The organism is Oceanobacillus sojae (assembly GCF_007991515.1).
Lineage (GTDB): Bacteria > Bacillota > Bacilli > Bacillales > Amphibacillaceae > Oceanobacillus > Oceanobacillus sojae.
Map to the genome: position 1 here is coordinate 16,149 of NZ_BJYM01000031.1, position 20,295 is coordinate 36,443.

Here is a 20,295-nt window from a genome sequence, read left to right on the forward strand (position 1 = left end):
CTATGAACCTCCTTCCTGAGAAACAAGATGCTTATCAGTGGCAATATCAATAAAAATTTCATGGAGAGAAATCCGGTTAATATGTAGTTCCTGTACATCTAATTCATTGGGTAATTGTTTTAACCATTGATGTGGGATTATCCCTTTTGGCAGATGAAGAATCGAGCGGTTTCCGCTGTATTCAATGCGGTCGACTTCAGGAATTTTTTCTAACAGAGCGGGCGGGTTCTCTCCATGTAAGACGCACTTGAAATTAGCATATTGCTTTTTCACATCATCTAATGTTCCATAAATTACTTTTTCTCCGTGCTGTATCATAAAGAGACGGTCACACATCTGCTCTACCAGGTTCATTTGATGGGATGAAAGTAAAATTGCCGTTCCATTTGCTGCAAGAGAAGCGATTTCTTCTTTAAAAACCTCTTGACTGACAGGGTCTAAGCCAGAAAAAGGCTCGTCAAGAATAAGCAGCTCCGGTTCGTGAAGAATAGAACCGATGAATTGGACCTTTTGGCTCATCCCTTTGGAAAGCTCTTCTACAGAAGTATTTTCCTTTCCTTCCAAATCGAATTTCTTCAAATACATGAAGATGCGTTCTTTCGCTTTATCTAATGGATAATCTTTTAAATCTGCGAGGTATAAGAGGATATCCATGACCTTTACATCCTTATAGAGACCCCTTTCTTCAGGCAGATAACCAATTTTTGATTTGGGAATCCCTTTCCCTGATTGTTGATGGAAATGAATCTCTCCGCTGTCAGGGTACATAATTCCCATAATATTGCGGATAGTAGTGGATTTTCCGGCGCCATTCGGGCCCAGTATAGCCATGATTTCTCCGCGGTATACTTCAAAAGAGATTCCTTTTAGAGCTTCTTTATCTTTAAAAGATTTTTTAAGGTTTGCAACTGTTAATAAGGTATTCATAATCGATAACTCCTTTCTTATTACTAGATAAAATAAGACTTCGTTCAAAGTGTTCGCTCTTTAGTTCTTAGAATGAGGCTGCGGATATTTTTCGTAAATAAACCAAAAAATTTGGATAAAACAGAATAATAAGTGACTAATATTTATTTCCTGATAAAAAATGATTAAAGATGTAAAAGTCCGGTTAAAAACGAAATTTCTTCTTGTTTTATTATACGAAACTACTATTCATATGGTTTCAAAAAGTTTGATTGGTCCTGGTAATTTATCTTTTGTAAAAGGCAGTATGGTAAGGGCAAGAATTGTTTAACGTTTATTTTCATTTGTTTTTCTGCTGATTATATGATGAAGCGATATGATACCCCGAATAATAGTTGGGAGTGCAATCCCTCCAATAATCATAGATGTTAAGATTTGAATAGCATAATCTGTCTCAATAACAAAGAACATAATAATAACAGCGATCAATAAGAGCAGGGGCAGTGTCATTTTCCCTAGAGAGGCCAATCGATGTTTACCTTCTGTCTTCCATTTATTCGAGTACTCTGAAATAGAAGTCCAGGCTATAAGAATGACAATCACACTGAAAATAACAGCTGCTGTAAAAAGAATAGATTGTAAGACACCGGAGCTCATCAATGCTCCTACCCATAACAGTACAGTTATAAAAAATAACGGAATCGCAAATTTTATCATGGTATTACTGGAGCTTATATATTTTTCTGCTATTGTATCAAGGTCACTGTAAATCGGTTTTGTACCTGGATTCGCTCGAAATAAGTGCATATCTCCTTCCGAAGCAACATGCGACCATCCAGACGATGAAAAAAGGTCAAAGTATTCTTCTTCCTCTCCATCTTCTAATGAACGATAATCAATACAGTAGATATAATCCGAGCTTTCTCCTTTTTCCAGAATATACCCCATAAATTTAAAGTCACAGACATGCCAGCCCTTCAAAGATAATCGGCGCAATTTTTCCATATCCTTCTCCTCAGAAAAAGCCAGCCCGTCTGACATCATATATTTTGTCTGTCTCATTCTTCAGCCTCCTTCAGTCCTGTTTCTGCTAATTGAATCATTTGTTTTCTAAGTTTTAAATCCTCAGCCAATACTTTTCTGCCATTTTCGGTAAGCAGGTATGTTTTACGTCTTGAATCTGATCCATCATGCAAATAAATCCATTCCTGTGTTAACAGCTTTTTAATAATGGTGTACATGGAAGCAGGACCTATTGTAATGACGCCATCTGTTGTTTCTTCAATAAGGCTCATAATAGCGTAGCCATGCCTCGGTTTCGTTAAAGCAGCCATAATATAAAACATGGAATCTGTTAATTGCTCCGACTTTTTCAACCAATCACCTCCAGTATCACTTTAAGATATATCATAAAACGATACAATGGAAATATATCATAAAGTGATATAGAAGTCTATAGTTATATCACAATTTGATACAACTATAAATATCCATAAATTACCTTCACATTTCGTTCAAACTATGTGAATAAATTCACAAAAACTATTTACGAATTATAAATCACATGTTATTATAAAAGTGTAATAAAGGATATCCTAAATAATTAAATGTGAAATATTGAACAAATAATATATTAAATAAAGGGAGAGATTGACATGATGAATTTTCTGAGAACAAACAAATATATTGCGGGGCTTTGGGTAGTTATTCGACTTTATCTTGGATATACATGGTTAACATCTGGCTGGGGTAAGATAGCAGGTGGAGAATTTGACGCAGGTGGTTATTTGCAAGGTGCTCTAGGCAATCCGGATGTACCAGGCTGGTGGGCCACGTTCCTTGAAAATGTAGCAATTCCAGGCTCTGGACTATTTTCAATCGCTGTTATGTGGGGAGAAGTATTTATCGGACTTGGACTAATCTTAGGTATTTTCACAAATCTTGCAGCACTTATGGGTGTTGTTATGAACTTCTCTTTCCTGCTAAGCGGAACATTATCTACAAATCCGCAAATGGCTATTTTGGGAATCTTCATTGCTATCGCTGGTGCAAATGCTGGCAGATATGGTCTGGACCGTTGGGTAATGCCTTACCTTAAAGAAACTTGGAAGCAGCGTGTAAGAAAAGAAAAACCAAAAGAATCAATGATTGCCTAGCAACAGCAGATAATATTATGCAAATGAAATAGTACAGGAGAGCAGGATATTCCACTCTCCTGTACTATTTCTATTTAATGAGCTCTATGACATTATCATCGCCTTTTGACAGTAATATTCTCTTTTAAAGTGTCTCTGCTGGATTAAATAAAATTCAGCAGATATATTGCCCTGTTCACTTTTTATTTTTTGAATATCGTCTAAATAAGAATGTGTTTAAAAAGTATTCTTTGTTATATTTAAAATTCGTTCTGAATTCTTTTCATGTTATTTGTCAGGAAACTCCTGTATAATAGCTTAGGAATGACAAAATGAAAGAAGGATGTTTATTATGTCAGCTCAAGCGCAAACAGTCTCGCAGAACGATAAGATATTTTCGCGGGATTTTCTATATATCTGGATTGCGAACTTTTTTATTTTCCTAGGTTTTCAAATGACTATTCCTACGATACCACTATTTGTGAAAGACCTCGGCGGCAGCGATCAAATGGTGGGAATGATTGTGGGGATTTTTACTTTTTCCGCTTTGCTGATACGACCTTATGCCGGTCATGCTTTAGAAAGTAAGGGGAGAGGGTATGTTTACTTAATCGGGTTAGCTATTTTTGTCCTCTCTGTGGGGGCATTTGCATTTACGGCGAGTATGTTATTTTTAATTATTATTCGAATTATTCAAGGTGTCGGCTGGGGATTCTCGACTACAGCCGGAGGAACGGTTGCAACAGATTTGATTCCGCCCAAAAGAAGAGGAGAAGGGATGGGCTATTTTGGTTTATCTGGAAACATTGCTTTGTCTTTTGGCCCAAGTCTGGGTTTAACCTTAGTTGTCCTTATTTCTTACCAGCAGCTTTTCTTATTATGTGCATTATGTGGTGTGTTTGCATTTCTTTTTGCGATGCGCATACGTTATAAAAAAGTAGATCCGGCACATCAAACAAGAGTAGCGCGTTTTGATGTATTGGAAAAAAGTGCATTACAGCCATCGATATTATTATTTTTTATTACATTTGCTTTTGGAGGAATAGCTACATTCCTGCCTCTGCATGCGATACAAAGAGGTGTGGAGGGCATTCAGCTTTATTTCTTTATTTTCGCTGTATTTATCATGATTTCCCGGCTGTTTTCGGGCAGACTATATGATAGAAAAGGTCATAAATTGATTTTCCTTCCTGCGGTATCGCTTATATTAATATCCATGCTTCTCCTGGCATGGTTGCCAAATACGACAGTTTTGTTAACAGCAGCCGCTTTGTTTGGTCTCGGATTTGGAGCTGTTCAACCGGCATTGCAAGCCTGGGCAGTTAATCGGGCGCCTGCTGACCGAAAAGGAATGGCAAATGCTACTTTCTTTTCCTGTTTTGATCTGGGAGTAGGGATAGGAGCAATCTTATTCGGGCAAATTGCAGCAATACTTAACTATACATCTATCTATTTAACAGCAGCAGCCTCTATCGTTATTTCTATACTGATTTATGTATTTACTGTCCTTGGAAAATCATCTGACAACGTAAAGGTGGGTTAACAGATTTGAAACAAATAAAGGATATGAATATCAAAAATGCGTTTCCTGATAATTTTTATCGTCGCGGCCTAGTTTATTTTAAAAATAATAAAGTACATGACCTAATGTATGATTATAATAATTTAACCTGGTCAGCAACGGTACAAGGAACAGAGGATTACTTAGTAGAAGTAAATACAAATGATTTGCAGCAGGGTTCCATTGATATGCATTGCGATTGTCCGGCGTTTGAGGTATATGGGTACTGCAAACACATTGTGGCAACATTATTAGCGGTTCAAAGCTATGAAAAAAATGATGTGCAGCCTAAAGTAAATCATTATCGCCTGAATCGTTTTATGGAAGCTATCCGGGGTACGAGAAATATAACTGAAAACTCTTCTTACCAACAGCCTGTGAATGTAGAGTACATCTTAAGCTGGTCTTATCTGAAGCATTTGCAGATTGAAATGAAGATTGGTGAGAAGCATCGCTATGTTGTGAAGAATATAGCAGAGTTCTTAGAAAATTATTTTAGAAAAAGAGATAATTATTTCTCCAAGAAATTTACATTTCAGGCAGATAAGCATGTCGTAAATGAAGCAGATCAGGAAATTTTTGAGCTGTTGTATCAAGTGTGCAAAAGCGCGGAACTATATGATTCATATAACTATTCGGGAAGAAGCAGTGAAAGATACCTACTTATTCCGCCAGTACTTGCAAAAAAATTATTGTATCAATTAATGGAACGTGAAACCAGTGTTAAAACAGAACGAGAAGAATATAAAGAGCTGCAAATTGTGGAGGGAGAGCTTCCTTTTCAATTTGACGTCATGAAAAATGATCAGCATATTTCGCTCAATCTGCAGAATGGCAGTGCAATGACGTTTTTCCCGAACTATGATTTGCTGTTTTTAGATGGTATTTTCTACTTTCCTGAAAGGGAACAAGTCCCAGTTTTGAAGGAATTAGAAATGTTTCGTTTAGAAAATATCTATTTTGATGTCCCAGTGGAACAGACGGACACATTCCTCTCTGAGATTATGCCGGCACTGGAAACTGTCGGCGAAGTTCAATTAGATGAACGCATTGCTGATGAAGTGGTTAAAGAGCCGCTAAAAGCAAGATGCTATTTGGAATTAAAAGAAGATATGGTCGTCGGGCGCCTGGAATACCATTATGGAGCCTATGTGATTGATCCATTTCAGGGGAAAAAAGATTCTGATGTGATGCTGATTCGAGATGTTGATAAAGAACGCCAAATTATGCAGCATATTGAAGAAGCAAACTTCAGATATAATGGCAGAGAGCTTTATATGTCTGTGGATGAAGAAGATTTATATTATTTCTTATATAAGATTTTACCGTCCTTGGATAAGGATGTGGAATTATTTTTATCCAGTGAGTTTAAGATGCTATTCTTTGATTATGATCCCCAGCCAAGCACAAGTGTTCATATGGAAGGGCAAAATAATTTATTGGAAATTGGTTTCTCCATTGAAGGTGTAGATGATAACGAAATTAATCGTGTACTCCAGGCTGTGATTGAGAAGAAACGTTATTTCCGGTTGGATTCCGGTCAGATGATGAATCTGGATACGGAGGAATTTACTTCTATTCAAAGGTTTTTTGATGGATTGGGAATGGATAAGAATGCTGTTCAGGATGGGCAAGTACAGATGCCTGTATATCGTGGTGCCCAGCTGGATGAGCTGCTTAATACAAAAAAACAGTATGACTCGAATTTCAGAGAATTATTAAGCCATTTGAAGTCACCGGAAGAACAAGTGTATGAACTTCCTGAAAAATTACAGGCATCCTTACGTACGTATCAGAAGGTCGGTTATCAATGGTTTAAATCACTAAGCCAGTATCAGCTTGGCGGAATTTTGGCAGATGATATGGGACTTGGGAAAACACTGCAGGCAATAGCGTATATTACCTCTGAATCAGAAGGAACACCTGTTGGCCCGCATTTGATTGTAGTTCCATCCTCCGTTGTTTATAACTGGAAAAATGAGCTGGAGAAATTTGCACCGCATTTAACTTCTGTGATTTTGACGGGTCAGCCAGCAGAGAGACATGAGCGTATGAACGACTCGATGGGGAAGGATGTCTGGATTACTTCTTATGCGACTTTGCGTCAGGACATTGCGTATTATCAGGAAATCACATTTCAAACATTATTATTAGATGAGGCGCAGTATATTAAGAACTATCAGACGAAAACATCTAAAGCCATCCGTACGCTGAGTGCAACACGGAGATTTGCGCTAAGCGGCACCCCTATTGAAAATTCTATTGAAGAGCTGTGGTCTATTTTTCAAGTAGTCCTGCCTGGGCTGATGCCAGATCAGAAAACATTTAAACAGCTTGATGCAGGGAAGGTATCGGCCATTACAAAACCATTTATTTTAAGGCGCTTGAAACGGGATGTGTTAAAAGAGCTTCCGGATAAAATTGAATCCGTTCATATTTCTGAATTAACAAGTGATCAAAAGGACCTGTATGTTGGCTATTTGAGAAAGCTGCAGCAGGAAGCCGCTACGTCTATGAAAGAACATGTATTCCAGCAGAATAGAATGAAAATCTTGGCAGGCTTGACCAGATTGCGACAGATCTGCTGTCATCCATCTACATTTGTGGAGAATTATGAAGGAAAATCAGGCAAGCTTGAACAGCTGATGGAAACTGTCGAAACGGCAATTAATAACGGGAAGAGATTACTGATTTTCTCCCAATTCACCAGCATGTTAGAAATTATTCGCGAGCGATTAGAGACGTCTGGTTATGAATATTTTTATCTGCATGGTGAAACACCTTCCAAAAATCGTGTTGAAATGAGTGAACGGTTTAATCAGGGAGACAAAAGTATATTCCTTATTTCTCTGAAAGCTGGAGGCACCGGCTTAAATCTTACTGGCGCAGATACCGTCGTTTTATATGATTTATGGTGGAATCCGGCAGTAGAAGATCAGGCGGCAGGGAGAGCACATCGTTTTGGTCAAAAAAATGTTGTGCAGGTCATCCGCCTAGTAACAGAAGGTACAATTGAAGAAAAAATATATGAGCTTCAGCAGAAAAAGAGAGAATTAATTGATCAGGTTATTCAGCCTGGGGAGACAATGCTTTCTTCATTAAGCGAGGAAGATATTAAAGAGCTTTTAAGCTTGTAGATCTTAGAAGGAGCTTTGCTTTAAGTTTAGAAAAAAGACGGCCTACAACCGTCTTTTTTCTTTTTCATTTTATTGCTTTAAAATAAACAGCTTCCTTGGCCTGCCTTTTGTATACGGGCTTTCTTTGCCGGATATCTTAATAATCTCGCCGGAAAGCAGTTTTTTGACAGTCCGCTCGGCACTGCGCTTGGTGACCTGGTAAAAATCTGCAATATCATTTGATGAGAAAGGCTCATTATTCCGTTCTACGATAAATTGGATAAAAAGATAAGATAATTCATTGTTTAAACGGGCTTGATGGACAAGTGCATAAAATAATTTATTTGTGTCAATATTCCTGCGTTGGCCGATTGGTCCGATCTTTTCCTGGCATTCATTAATCAGATAACTGATACTGCCTTTGTCTCTTTGACAAGCTTCTAAGGCCAGATAAGCATGTTTTTGAGAAGAAAGAGGGTTCAGACCGAGCCCGAATGCCAGCGCAATCGGGCTTCCGGCAATTTTTTCTACATCATCCATAAGCGGAAAGGCGCGATAATTTTCCTTAATAACTTTAATCAGCTTACTAGTACCAATGATAAAATAGTGGCTATCCTTCGTTGGCAGAAGCATAGCATCATATTTTTTGCAGAATTCACTCAAATATTTTCTGATTTCTGTATGTATTTGATGATGCAGATGAATAGGAAGGCTTTCTTTCAAGGATAAAATACCTGTCATGACGAGATTTGTAGAATAACTCTCTATTTCCAATATCTGCACTGTTTTTTCTAATGCCTGGACAATACACTTTTCAGCAATTTGAATAAAATGAACTGGGAAGCCTTCCTGCAAGAGTCCGATATAGACATCTTTTCTGGAGGTTAGAATCAAATCTGTTTTTTGCTGAGAAAATAACTCCTTATGAAAATCACTTAATTTTTGTATGTTTTCGACATCCTGCTTATGGTAATCGATTGAAAATAGCTCATATTCTGTCAGCATGGTGTCATGAGCGGAATCAACCAGCTTTATATGATCTGGATAATCAATAGAAAAGCATTTTTTAGGAGAAAGTTTTCCTGTATATAAGATAGACGATAGGATACTATACTCATCATAATCAATATAAAACATCATTTGCTTATGCTTTTGTTTTACAGCTTCATGATAAGAACAATAATCTGTAAAGAGCAATGCATCACACATAACAGCTCTCTCTGCCTGGGCCGCAGCATCACATGGATCAGAGAATATAAAAGGAAGAACCTCCATGGACGCGAACTGTTTTGTGATTTCCTGTACCCTTTGAACGATGTTTTTTTCTCCCAGAATTCCTAATTTTATATTCATTTATTTCCCCCTTGTATAGACCCCTGTATTCTTAATGGGGAAAGGAAATATGTTTTTCCGTTCACCCCTTTAAATAATGGTATATATGTGCTCCTGAAGCTTGATGGAATTGCTGCCCTTCTCCATTATTTGCCCAGCCTTCGGTAAGCACGACAGCTTTAAGAAGCTTATCTGCTGTTTGGAATATAGCGGCATCATGCTCAGCTCCAGTAAGTTCCCCTGTTTTATGAAAAGTCTTGATGTCTGAATCATAGGAAGAAAAAGCAGTTAGTTTACTGTTAAACTGCTGATTTTCTAAGATAGTTAAAATCTGCTGCTGGCGGTGCTTTGGCATAATGTGATTAGGTTCTGTAAATAAGTCGAGAAGAAGCATGACATCATAGCAGGTTGTTACATTTTCTAATCCAAGCTGTATGGCCTTTTCATCCATCAGCTTTCTCTCTAATTTCGTATTATTACAATGAATCTTTTTAATAAAGGCTTGGATATAATCCAGACCGATGAAATCAATGAGTGCATTTGTTGCTGTATTATCAGAAACAATAATCATCAGTTCAAGCAGCTGCTGGTACGTATAAGTTTGTTTATCTGATAAATAAGAAATGACACCGGCACCGCCTGCCATATCTGAATCGGGAAGATTCACCTGCTTTGACAGTTCAATATTCCCTCTCTCTTCTTCATAATAGGCAGCGGCAAGGATAAACAATTTAATAATGCTGGCCGCACGGAGCTGCTTCATTTCATTGAAAGCGATCTGATTTCCTTCAGATTTAATAAGGTAACAAATTTTTACTGGTGGTAATGGCTTTATAGAATAGATTGCATGTTTTAACAGTTTTAATGACAAGCTTCATCACCTCGTTTTAAAGTGGACTATCATAATCGTATGGAATATTCAAAAAATAGTCAAGAATTACTTGCGATAAGCATTGTAATGATAATAGAATATAGAGTATTTTCTTAGGGGTTGTAACATAAAATAAAAATAGAGTTTAAAATGCCGAAAATTAATTATATTTAAAATGTAATCGATTTCTATTTTAAGAATAATTTGACGTTTATGTTAATAATATTGTAAACTTATTGCAGGAGCTATACCTTTTTGGCAGGTAAGAAAGTTTAAACTTTCTTACTGCATAAGCGCAACTAAGGTTGTCAATTAAAGGTTTAGTGACAACCAAGTTTTCTAATAAAAAGGGGGGACTTTTGATGAAAAAGAAATGGTTAAGCCCGCTCGCACTTATCTTTGCATTATTTTTATTTTTAGCAGCCTGTGGCGGGGATAATAACGATAGCAGCGAGGGAGATGGTGATGGCGGAGACAGCAGCACTGATCCTGACATGCTTCAGCTTGCTACTGGTGGTACAAGCGGAACTTACTATCCACTGGGAGGAGAAATGGCGAACATTATATCTAAAAATACAGATGTATCAGCAAACGCTATTTCTTCCAATGCTTCCGCAGAAAACGTGATATCGATTGAAAATGGTGATGTAGATATTGCTTTTGTACAAACTGACGTTGTAGCACATGCTGTGGAAGGAATTAATGCTTTTGATGAGCCTGTAGAGCATGTATTAGCACTGGGTTCTCTATACCCTGAAACAGTGCAGATTGTAACGACTGGTGATTCTGGAATCGAGTCTGTAGAAGATCTCGAAGGACGAACAGTATCAGTAGGCGCACCAGGTTCAGGAACATATATTAATGCTGAGCAGATTTTAGAAGTCCATGGTTTAACAATCGATGATATTGATGCACAAAATCTGGATTTCGGTGAATCTACAGGCGGTATTCAAGATGGTAATATTGATGCGGCATTTATTACAGCTGGGACGCCGACAGGTGCTGTAGAAGGATTATCCGCAACCGTAGATGTTGCTATTGTACCATTTACTCAAGATAAAATTGATGAACTGGTGGATGCGTATCCTTATTACGCTCCAGACACTGTTGAAGCAGGAACTTATGGACTGGAAGAAGATGTAGAAACAGTAGCGGTCCTGGCGATGCTGGCAGTCAGCGATTCCTTGTCCGAAGACCTTGTTTATGATATAACAAAGGCTCTTTATGAAAATGCAGAAGGAATGGCACATGAAAAATCTTCCTTTATCACGCTGGATAACGCTTTAGATGGAATTGGCATTGATTTACATCCAGGTGCACAGAAATATTTTGATGAAGAGGGAATTGAATTGGATAATTAACCTGAATAAGCCGGCACCACCCTGATGGATAGGGAAAGGCTGCCGGTTTTTTTAGAAAAAAATTATAATTCATAGAAGGCTTGTTATAGAAAAGGCCGCATTTTTTATTTGGATGTTAATTAGGTGATGCTGGTATGCAAAGGAAAAAAAGACTTGTTTTGCTTGTAATCATTATCATTATTGGAATTAGTATTGGCGTGAATTATCCGATTCAGACAGCTTTGATTTTTCATGATGGGGAATCCGGAGAATTGACGGCTTTTTTACCTTTACATGAAAATGATTCTTTCTCAATTACCTTTACGCATTCGATTCACTTAACGGATGTGGTTGAAAAATATAAAGTAACAGATGATTTACAAATTGAGCAATACGAAATTATATACGAAGAATTTGGTATCGGAATGCCCAGTAATGCCGGAGAGAATGAAGAATTTATCTATGAGGATGGAAAATATCATATCAGAAATATGAAGCACCAGTTTGAATCGTTAAATATCCGTAATGGGAAGGTTGTGTCCAATCACCGCTTAGCCTGGGGGGAGAGGAACAGTAATGACGTGGCATGCTGTGAAGTTCCTTTTAACGATTACTTTGAACCTGGTGACTGGTATAAAGTAAAAGTAGATTGGATTACGTTATTAGATTATTGGGAAGGAGAGAGGATTCATGAGTGAGAAAAATAATGAAAATCTCTCAGAAAAAGAGCAGCAGGAATTATTGGAAAAATATGATACAGAATCAAAAACAAGAAATTTAAAAGGAATTATTGCCAGTGTTGTCTTTCTCCTGCTAATTGCATTTTCGATATTTCAGTTGTACACCGGTATTTTCGGGCAGTTTACAGCCTACATCCAGCGGACTGTTCATTTAGGCTTTGCGCTTGTACTTATTTTCTTATTGTTTCCGGCTGTCCGCGGAGCAAAGAAAGATACAGTTCCATGGTATGACTATGTATTAATGGTTCTAGCAATTGCTGTCTGCGGCTATTGGCCGGTATTTTATGATACACTTGTGCAGCAATTTGGCGGGATTTCACTTATGCAAATGATTATTGGCGGCTTAGCTATTTTACTTGTACTCGAAGCAGCCAGACGGGCAGTTGGACTTCCAATTATCATTATTGCGCTGCTGTTCCTCTGTTATGCACTGTTTGGTCCCTATATGCCGGGGGCTTTTGCGCACAGAGGACTGTCGCTTGAACAATTGATTCAATCGATGTTCTTTACAACAGAAGGAATACTGGGTACACCTTTACAGGTATCCTCGACTATTATATTCTTGTTCCTTTTATTTGGAGCTTTCTTAGTACAGACAGGTATTGGAAATTATTTTAATGATTTGGCCATATCTATTGCAGGAAAAAGAGTCGGCGGGCCTGCAAAGGTAGCTATCTTCTCCAGTGCTTTAAATGGAACAATTTCAGGAAGCTCAGTTGCGAATACAGTAACAACTGGGTCATATACGATTCCTATGATGAAAAAGCTCGGTTATCGGAAGAACTTTGCCGGTGCTGTTGAGGCAGCAGCCTCAACAGGTGGACAAATCATGCCGCCAATTATGGGGGCTGCCGCCTTTTTAATGATCGAGTTTGCCGGGGAAAGCTACTGGAATATTGCTAAAGCAGCTATTATTCCGGCGATACTTTATTTTGCAGGTATTTGGATTATGACACATTTTGAGGCAAAACGAACAGGCTTGGTTGGATTGCCGGATGAGGAAATACCGAGTAAACGTGCCGTTTTGAAAAAAATACATTTATTAATACCAATTTTAGCAATCGTTTATTTCTTATTTACAGGTATGAGTGTCGAACGTGCGGCTGTTTATGGTATTTTATCAATCGTTCTTGTCAGCCTGTTTCGAAAGGATACAAGGATTACACCGACAAAATTTCTTGTGGCGTTGGAGCAGGGTGCCCGAACTGCACTTGGTGTAGCAGCAGCAACTGCATGTGCCGGGATCATTGTAGGTGTAGTTACTAAAACAGGGCTTGGCTTGACGCTTGGTAACAGTTTGGTTTCTATTGCTGGTTCAATTGCGAGTTCACCAGAGATTCAGTTAATGCTGACACTCGTATTTACCATGATTACATCGATTATTCTTGGAATGGGGTCTCCTACAACAGCTAACTATATTATTACATCTACGATTGCTTTACCGGCTATTGTGGCACTGAATGGTCAGCTGGAGGTTGCTATTCCAATATTAGCTGCACATATGTTTGTATTCTACTTTGGTATTGTAGCTGATATTACGCCTCCTGTTGCCTTGGCCGCTTTTGCAGCAAGCGGTATATCTGGGGGAGAGCCAATTCGTACAGGAGCAAATGCAACTAGACTCGCAATTGCAGCATTTATTATTCCATATATGTTTGTGTTGAATCCGACATTGCTAATGATTGATACAACTGTTTTTGAAGTAATTATGTCATTAATTACCGCCATGCTGGGAATGATTGCAATTGGCGCAGGAATGATCGGTTATTGGTATCGCAATGTGAAATGGTATGAACGGATTATAGCAATCATTGCCGGACTTTTATTAATCTATCCAGAAGGGTATTCTGATACGATAGGCTTTATTATATTTGTTGTTATGTTTGTGATTCAGTACATGTCGAGGGATAAAATGGACAGGAACAACAGAATGCAAGCCAGCTAGTTAAATCTTTTCAGAAGAAGCGCTTATTATGTTATATAATAATGGGCGTTTCTTTCTTTTTTTATCAATTTCCCTTTATAATAAAAGGCGTAAGGTAAGAATGAATCAGGAGTGCAGTTAAATGGCTAAGAAATATGATTTTACAAAAGGCAGTATTGGAAAAAGTCTATTTTATTTTTCAGGTCCAATTCTTTTGGCAAACCTGCTGCAGACATCGTATCAATTTATTGATAGTCTGTGGGTTGGGAATCTGCTTGGTGCGAATGCTTTAGGTGCTGTTGCTATTTCCGGGAGCATTCTATTCGTTGTGCTCTCGCTTATTATTGGTTTAAATAATGCTGCGTTAACTATCCTGTCTCAGCAAAAAGGAAAACAGAATGAGGAAGGTCTAAAGCGTTATTTAAACGCATTTGTTGTCCTTATGACATGTATTGCTTTATTACTTGGTGTTTCAGGATTTATTTTTGCAGAGGTACTGCTGAATTTACTGGGCACACCAGAGGCTATGCTGACAGATGCAGCAATTTATTTGCGAATAAATTTTATTGGAATCCTATTATTATTCGGCTATAACTTTATAAGCACAGTGCTGCGATCCATAGGAGACAGTAAAACGCCGCTTTATTTTGTGACAGCAGCGGTGATATTAAATGCGGTACTGGACCCATTATTTATTGATACGTTTGGATGGGGTATTACTGGTGCAGGATATGCTACAGTAGTATCACAGGGATTTTCTTTTTTGCTTGGTTTCTTTTATATTGTGAAGAAGGATCTAGCTCCATTTACCATCCCGAGTATGCCAAGCTGGAAAGAGATTAAATTAATTTTGCATATCGGTATTCCTTCCAGCCTGCAAATGGCTGTTATTTCTGCCGGAGCAGCGGCAATTATTGGGGTTGTAGCTGCGCAGGGAGAGGCGGTTGTCTCAGGGTATAGTGCGGCACAGCGTTTAGACAGCTTGTTGATGCTGCCTGCACATGCTTTAAGCATCGCAATTTCGAGTATGGCTGGTCAAAATATCGGTGCTCAGAATTGGGGCAGAGTCAGGGATGTTGCTAAATACGGCGTTATCTATAATTTTATTATTATGCTGCTGATCGGCATTATCGTCGCCGTTTTTGCTGAATATGGTGTGAGATTGTTTATTCAGGACGAAGCATCTGTCCGGTTTGGAACATTATATCTCCAGATCGTTGCATTATGCTATCCGTTTTTAGGGATTAATTTCATATTAAATGGGGTGGTCCGAGCAGCGGGAGCAATGTACGCAGTTTTGGTATTAAATATTATTTCCTTCTGGATTTTGCGCTATCCGCTTACGGCTTGGTTCTCCAGTCTGTTTGGTGAGATTGGTATTGCATTCGGTGTAGGAGCAAGCTTTATCTTAAGCAGTATCGCTGCTATTATGTACTATCGTTTTGGGAAATGGAGAGAGAAGAAGTTATTTGCAGATGCTTAAACAGGGAGGGATACTAAATGGTTTGGCTGACTGGTATATTATCAGGCTTTGTGCTGGGAGGATTTTTATATGTATTCCAGCAATGGACAGCTATCCCTGTTTACACATTGCTGATGAATGTCGATTATTTTCCTGTTCTAGGGAGCATGTATTTGCCTGATTGGATCGAATTTTCTTTGCATCTGCTTGTTTCAACATCTGTAGTATGGGTACTGTACCTCCTGTTAAAAATGAAAAAATTGGAGCAGAGACTGGCTCTTTATTTACTTTGCAACGGCGTAATTGGGCTTATTATTTTTCCAACGACGATATTATCTGACCGGACACCAGAAATAGATAATATATGGGCATGGATTATCTGGCTGTCAGGTCACATGGTATATGGATTCTCGGTGTGGGGGATGCTTAAGCTAGGGAAAGCTTTAAAGGAGAAAAGATAATGAAACGAAAGAAATGGCGTAAATTGGTAGATTTAATAAAATACCTAATGATAATTGGACTTGTATTTGGTCTGTCCTTATTAATACTTTCCTTGATAGTTTATCAAATCACTGATAAGCCAGAGCGGGAGTTTGAAAAGGCAGATCCTGTACCAGCTTTAAATCAGCAGATTTGGGAATATAAACCACTGGTTGAGAAATATGCGAAACAACATGGAATTGAAGAGCAGACCAATACCATTCTGGCAATGATGATGCAGGAATCTGGTGGACGCGGTACGGATCCGATGCAATCCTCTGAAAGTCTATGTGGAGAAATAGGGTGTATTGATGACCCGGAGCATTCTATTGAACAGGGAGTATCCTTTTTTGCCTGGATATATGAGCAGGCGGAGGGGGATGAAGAGCTGGCCGTACAAGCTTATAATTTTGGCCCTGGTTTTATTAGGTATGTTCGAGAAATGGAGGAGAACTATTCGGAGGAAGCGGCAATTGCCTATTCGCAAAACATGTATGAAGAGGCAGGAAGAGAGAGTTCCATTTATTCTTGCCGGAGAGAAGAAGCGGAAGAATTAGATGCGTGCTATGGTGATATTTATTATGTTTCTTCTGTAATGTCATATAAGGAAGCAATAGAAATGGAATCGGAAAACTGATATGATGACAGTATATGAAATTCTCTTTATCAAAGAGGTATTTCTACATACAAAGATGTTGTCATATCTTTTTTATGTATGAAAAAGGTTATTTTGCCGATTCGAGTTTTTGAGTAATTAACTGATGATTATGACAACAATATGTATTAAAAAAGAGAGTGGAGGATGATTTTTTATGAAAGCTATTCAGACAAACAACGCACCAGCAGCAATTGGACCGTATTCTCAAGCAATTGAGGCAGGAGATTTTCTTTATATTTCAGGACAAATTCCGATTGATCCGGCAACAGGTGAAGTAGTAGAAGGAATTGAAGCTCAGACAAAACAGGTATTAGCAAATTTACAGGCTATTTTAAAAGAGGCAGATTTAAGCTTTGCCAATGCAGTGAAATTTACTATTTTCTTAAATTCAATGGAAGATTTCGCAACCGTAAATGAAATCTATGGTGCTGCACTGGAGGAGCCATACCCGGCCCGTGCTTGTGTAGAAGTAAGCCGTTTGCCGAAGGATGTTCTCGTAGAAATGGATATTGTTGCATACCGTAAAGCATAAGGAGAGATTATAATGGAGAATTTTATCTATCACAATCCAACAAAACTCATCTTTGGAAAAGGTCAGATAGAGAAGCTGTCTGGTGAAATTCAGCCTTATGGAAGCCGTATCCTGATTGTATATGGCGGCGGAAGTATTAAAAAGAACGGCATCTATGACCGTGTATTGGAAGAATTGGAAAAAATCAATGCGGAGGTTTTTGAACTGTCCGGGGTAGAACCCAATCCTAGAGTTTCTACTGTACGTGAGGGCGTCCGTATCTGTCGTGAGCAGAAGATTGAGTTTATTTTAGCTGTAGGCGGAGGCAGTACGATTGACTGTACGAAAGCAATTGCTGTCGGTGCTGTCACAGATGCAGATATGTGGGATGTTGTGACGAAAAAAGAAAAGCCTGCTGGCGCACTTCCGTTTGGAACAATACTAACTTTAGCAGCTACGGGCTCCGAGATGAATTCAGGTTCAGTTATTACAAATTGGGAAACCAATGAAAAGCATGGGTGGGGCTCTCCCTATACTTACCCTAAGTTTTCTATTTTAGATCCTGTGCATACCTTCTCTGTGCCGCATGACCAAACAATTTATGGCTTAGTGGACATGATGTCACATGTTTTAGAGCATTATTTTCATCATGAAGAAAATACACCAATTCAAGACAGATGGTGCGAAGGTATTTTGTTAACATTAATTGACGTGGGGCCAAAGCTGTTAGCAGACCCTGAAAATTATGCTTACAGGTCTACAGCGATGCTTGGCGGAACGCTCGCTTTAAATAATATGTTGAATTTAGGCTATCGCGGTGATTGGGCTACGCATAATTTAGAACATGCTGTATCGGCTGTTCATGATATTCCGCATGGCGGTGGTCTGGCTATTCTGTTTCCTAATTGGATGAAGCATGTGTTAGACGAGAGTAATGTTGATAGATTTAAACAATTGGCAGTCCGTGTCTTTGACGTGGATACAAGAGGGAAATCAGATAAAGTAGTTGCCTTGGAAGGGATTGACTGCTTGCGCGAATTCTGGAATGAGCTTGGTGCGCCGTCCAGATTGGCAGACTATAATATAGATAAATCAACGGTGGAAGAAATGGCAGAGAAAACCGTTACAGCGAATTCGACATTTGGTAACTATCGGTCTTTAACAAAAAAAGACTCACTGGAAATTTTCGAAGCAAGTCTGTGATTTCCCGGGAAATATTGTCGAAATATACAAAAAGAGCTTGCAGTTATTCATAAACTGCAAGCTCTTCTTTAATTTGCAAACGTATTTTATCAAGACATTCTTCCGGTGTCTTTCCAAATACACGTTTATTATTTACTAAGGCATATGGACGTACAGCACATAGGCCACAGAATGACAAGCATTCGTTCATTAGAACCGCGACCTCAGGGAATTCTTTCTCTAAGATGGATTCAATATCTATAGTAGTGATGGCATTTCCGTCACATATTTCGATGACAACGATACCCATTGCTATCACTTTCTTTCTATAATAATTAACCTTGCTTTGTTAGTTTTAGCATAATTATAGAAACAAATCAATATTTTTACCTGGAGGAGAAAGAATGTGAATGGGATCGTTTTGTATTGGGCTCATGCTCATAACGTAACCAGGCTATAAGCATAATAAAACCACACAGAATAAGCAGCAGTCCTGTTGTTAAAAAGACAGAAGAAAATCCCCATGTAGCTGCAATTGTGCCGCCAAGCATCGGCCCGATAATATTACCAAAAAAGCGTAAACTTGTATCGTAGCCAAGCACTTCTCCTTGCGTAGACAGAGGTGCTTCCTTGCGAATATAGGCTACGCGGATTGGAATAATACCGCCAAGGAATAGACCAAGTAAGAACCGTAAAACGACCAATTGCCAAATATCTGTTATAAACATGCCTGGCAGATAAACCAACCCGGATGCAAATAGCATTATAATCAATACTTTTGTATAACCATGGTTATCTCCAATCATTCCCCAGCGTCTGGTCATCATTAGATTTCCAACTCCTGTTGCTGAGAAAGCAATACCTGCAAAGAATGCCAGATTGACTGGACCATGAATTTCTTCAACAAATAGTGACAGGATTGGCTGGACGCTAAAGTGCGCTATCTGCACAAGAGCAGACATCAATAAAACAATCAATAAGATTGGTTTATTAAGAATATACTGCAGGACTTCTTTTCTTGAGTAATTCTTTGTGTCTTCTTCTTTTGAAAATTTAACCTGCATTTCTTTAACTCCGAATATGACGAGCAATCCGGATATAAAGATAGTTACCGCCACCCATTTAAAGGTGCTTGAATACCCAAACGCATCAGCAAGTGCTCCGCCAAGCAACGGCCCCATCAAAGAGCCTGTAATCGTTCCTGTCTGCAGGGTTCCTAACACTCTTCCTGCGACTTCTTTTGGCGTTTGGGTTGCAATAAATGCCTGAGACATAGGAATAAACCCAGTTACAATTCCCATTAAAAAACGTAAAATAAATAATTGCCATACTGTTGTTGCAAATCCCATTAAAAATACCGAAATTCCAATTCCCAACGCCGACATAACCATCAGGCGTTTTCTTCCAAAGCGGTCGCCGACTCTTCCCCAAATCGGTGCAAAGATAAATGCACTGATGAAAGTAACGGCAAAGGTTAACCCTGACCATGTTTGTACATAGGAAGCTGAAAAGTTACCCATTGACTGAATGTACAAGGAAATAAAAGGTACAACCATTGTCATGCTTCCGCTAATAAAGAAATTAGCAAGCCACATAATCACCAAGTTCCGTTTTACTCCTGGATGTGTATTAATAACGTTCAAACCTTCTTTCTAGCTTTTTGCATTAACTGCAGATTCATATATATTTATTCAGAATGGTATAAGCGCACGAGTACATATGAAAAAGGCATAAGTGCCAATGACCCATACCTTCCCTGAAACAATCTGCAGTCGTCCGTTTAAGTTTTGTGAATTCGTTGCGTTATTACCATTTGTAGAATTCCCGTCTTTATAAAACGGGGGATACGAAAATCCCGTAATCGTATCTTTATTTATTTCGCTACTCCAAATATACACAAACACGAACTAAATGAAAAGTTATCTGCTCAAAAACATTAATTTAATTATAACTCAACTTTCGTACCTGATAATAAACATCTATACCTTACCATGCCAGGATAATTATGTTTTTCATTATCCTGCATGCATTTTGTTACTTTTTGATTGAATGAAGATTGTGTATAGCGCCGCTCCGA

The 20,295-nt window shown here is 38.5% G+C and carries 18 protein-coding genes; 11 read left to right on the plus strand and 7 right to left on the minus strand.

The features are described 5' to 3' along the window. The 3 genes from OSO01_RS22575 to OSO01_RS22585 form a co-directional block, all read right to left on the minus strand. The gene (locus OSO01_RS22575; RefSeq protein WP_147212716.1) at nt 1–927 is read right to left on the minus strand and encodes an ABC transporter ATP-binding protein; all 927 of its coding nucleotides are present in this window, start codon (nt 925–927) and stop codon (nt 1–3) included. 306 nt (nt 928–1,233) lie between these two features. Then, nucleotides 1,234–1,968: a DUF2812 domain-containing protein gene (locus OSO01_RS22580; RefSeq protein ID WP_147212717.1), complete on the minus strand. Its 735-nt coding sequence runs from the start codon at nt 1,966–1,968 to the stop codon at nt 1,234–1,236. After that, complete coding sequence (locus OSO01_RS22585) at nt 1,965–2,282, minus strand: PadR family transcriptional regulator (RefSeq protein ID WP_147212718.1); 318 nt, start codon at nt 2,280–2,282, stop codon at nt 1,965–1,967. Before OSO01_RS22585 ends, OSO01_RS22580 begins: the two co-directional genes overlap by 4 nt. A 279-nt stretch (nt 2,283–2,561) precedes the next feature. Here OSO01_RS22585 and OSO01_RS22590 point away from each other — a divergent pair, with 279 nt between their 5' ends. The 3 genes from OSO01_RS22590 (at nt 2,562) to OSO01_RS22600 (ending at nt 7,739) form a co-directional block, all read left to right on the plus strand. Beyond that, a complete protein-coding gene (locus OSO01_RS22590; RefSeq protein WP_147212719.1) occupies nt 2,562–3,062 on the plus strand; it encodes a DoxX family protein in 501 nt (166 codons plus the stop codon). A gap of 331 nt (nt 3,063–3,393) precedes the next feature. Next, nucleotides 3,394–4,584 (plus strand): MFS transporter, encoded by a 1,191-nt coding sequence (locus tag OSO01_RS22595; protein ID WP_147212720.1) that lies wholly within the window; start codon nt 3,394–3,396, stop codon nt 4,582–4,584. Between the two features lie 5 nt (nt 4,585–4,589). Next, nucleotides 4,590–7,739: a DEAD/DEAH box helicase gene (locus OSO01_RS22600; RefSeq protein ID WP_147212721.1), complete on the plus strand. Its 3,150-nt coding sequence runs from the start codon at nt 4,590–4,592 to the stop codon at nt 7,737–7,739. A gap of 69 nt (nt 7,740–7,808) precedes the next feature. Here the strand turns inward: OSO01_RS22600 and OSO01_RS22605 are convergent, their stop codons facing one another. Beyond that, nucleotides 7,809–9,071: a hypothetical protein gene (locus OSO01_RS22605; protein WP_147212722.1), complete on the minus strand. Its 1,263-nt coding sequence runs from the start codon at nt 9,069–9,071 to the stop codon at nt 7,809–7,811. 61 nt (nt 9,072–9,132) lie between these two features. Beyond that, nucleotides 9,133–9,921, minus strand: a complete 789-nt coding sequence (locus OSO01_RS22610; RefSeq protein WP_147212723.1) for a serine hydrolase — start codon at nt 9,919–9,921, stop codon at nt 9,133–9,135. A gap of 362 nt (nt 9,922–10,283) precedes the next feature. Between OSO01_RS22610 and OSO01_RS22615 the strand changes: the two genes are divergently transcribed. From OSO01_RS22615 to OSO01_RS22650, 8 genes are all read left to right on the plus strand, one after another. Next, the gene (locus OSO01_RS22615) at nt 10,284–11,282 is read left to right on the plus strand and encodes a TAXI family TRAP transporter solute-binding subunit (protein WP_147212724.1); all 999 of its coding nucleotides are present in this window, start codon (nt 10,284–10,286) and stop codon (nt 11,280–11,282) included. A gap of 134 nt (nt 11,283–11,416) precedes the next feature. Further along, a complete protein-coding gene (locus OSO01_RS22620) occupies nt 11,417–11,959 on the plus strand; it encodes a DUF1850 domain-containing protein (protein ID WP_147212725.1) in 543 nt (180 codons plus the stop codon). Next, the gene (locus tag OSO01_RS22625) at nt 11,952–13,946 is read left to right on the plus strand and encodes a TRAP transporter permease (RefSeq protein WP_147212726.1); all 1,995 of its coding nucleotides are present in this window, start codon (nt 11,952–11,954) and stop codon (nt 13,944–13,946) included. The genes OSO01_RS22620 and OSO01_RS22625 overlap by 8 nt, the downstream gene beginning before the upstream one ends. Nucleotides 13,947–14,067: 121 nt before the next feature. Further along, nucleotides 14,068–15,408, plus strand: a complete 1,341-nt coding sequence (locus OSO01_RS22630; protein ID WP_147212727.1) for an MATE family efflux transporter — start codon at nt 14,068–14,070, stop codon at nt 15,406–15,408. Nucleotides 15,409–15,425: 17 nt separating this feature from the next. Continuing rightward, nucleotides 15,426–15,848 (plus strand): hypothetical protein, encoded by a 423-nt coding sequence (locus tag OSO01_RS22635; protein ID WP_147212728.1) that lies wholly within the window; start codon nt 15,426–15,428, stop codon nt 15,846–15,848. Beyond that, a complete protein-coding gene (locus tag OSO01_RS22640) occupies nt 15,848–16,504 on the plus strand; it encodes a lysozyme family protein (protein ID WP_147212729.1) in 657 nt (218 codons plus the stop codon). Before OSO01_RS22635 ends, OSO01_RS22640 begins: the two co-directional genes overlap by 1 nt. A gap of 175 nt (nt 16,505–16,679) precedes the next feature. Continuing rightward, nucleotides 16,680–17,057, plus strand: coding sequence for a RidA family protein (locus tag OSO01_RS22645; RefSeq protein ID WP_147212730.1), 378 nt, complete (start codon nt 16,680–16,682; stop codon nt 17,055–17,057). Nucleotides 17,058–17,069: 12 nt separating this feature from the next. Beyond that, nucleotides 17,070–18,239 (plus strand): iron-containing alcohol dehydrogenase, encoded by a 1,170-nt coding sequence (locus OSO01_RS22650; protein WP_147212731.1) that lies wholly within the window; start codon nt 17,070–17,072, stop codon nt 18,237–18,239. A gap of 43 nt (nt 18,240–18,282) precedes the next feature. On the opposite strand, the gene OSO01_RS22655 is transcribed toward OSO01_RS22650, so the two are convergent. Beyond that, entirely contained in the window at nt 18,283–18,528 is a 246-nt protein-coding gene (locus tag OSO01_RS22655; protein ID WP_077602350.1) for a YuzB family protein, read from the minus strand. Nucleotides 18,529–18,604: 76 nt separating this feature from the next. Next, nucleotides 18,605–19,813 carry an MFS transporter gene (locus OSO01_RS22660; RefSeq protein WP_147212732.1) on the minus strand — a complete coding sequence of 403 codons (1,209 nt, stop codon included), beginning with the start codon at nt 19,811–19,813 and terminating at the stop codon, nt 18,605–18,607. Between the last annotated feature and the right edge of the window lie 482 nt (nt 19,814–20,295).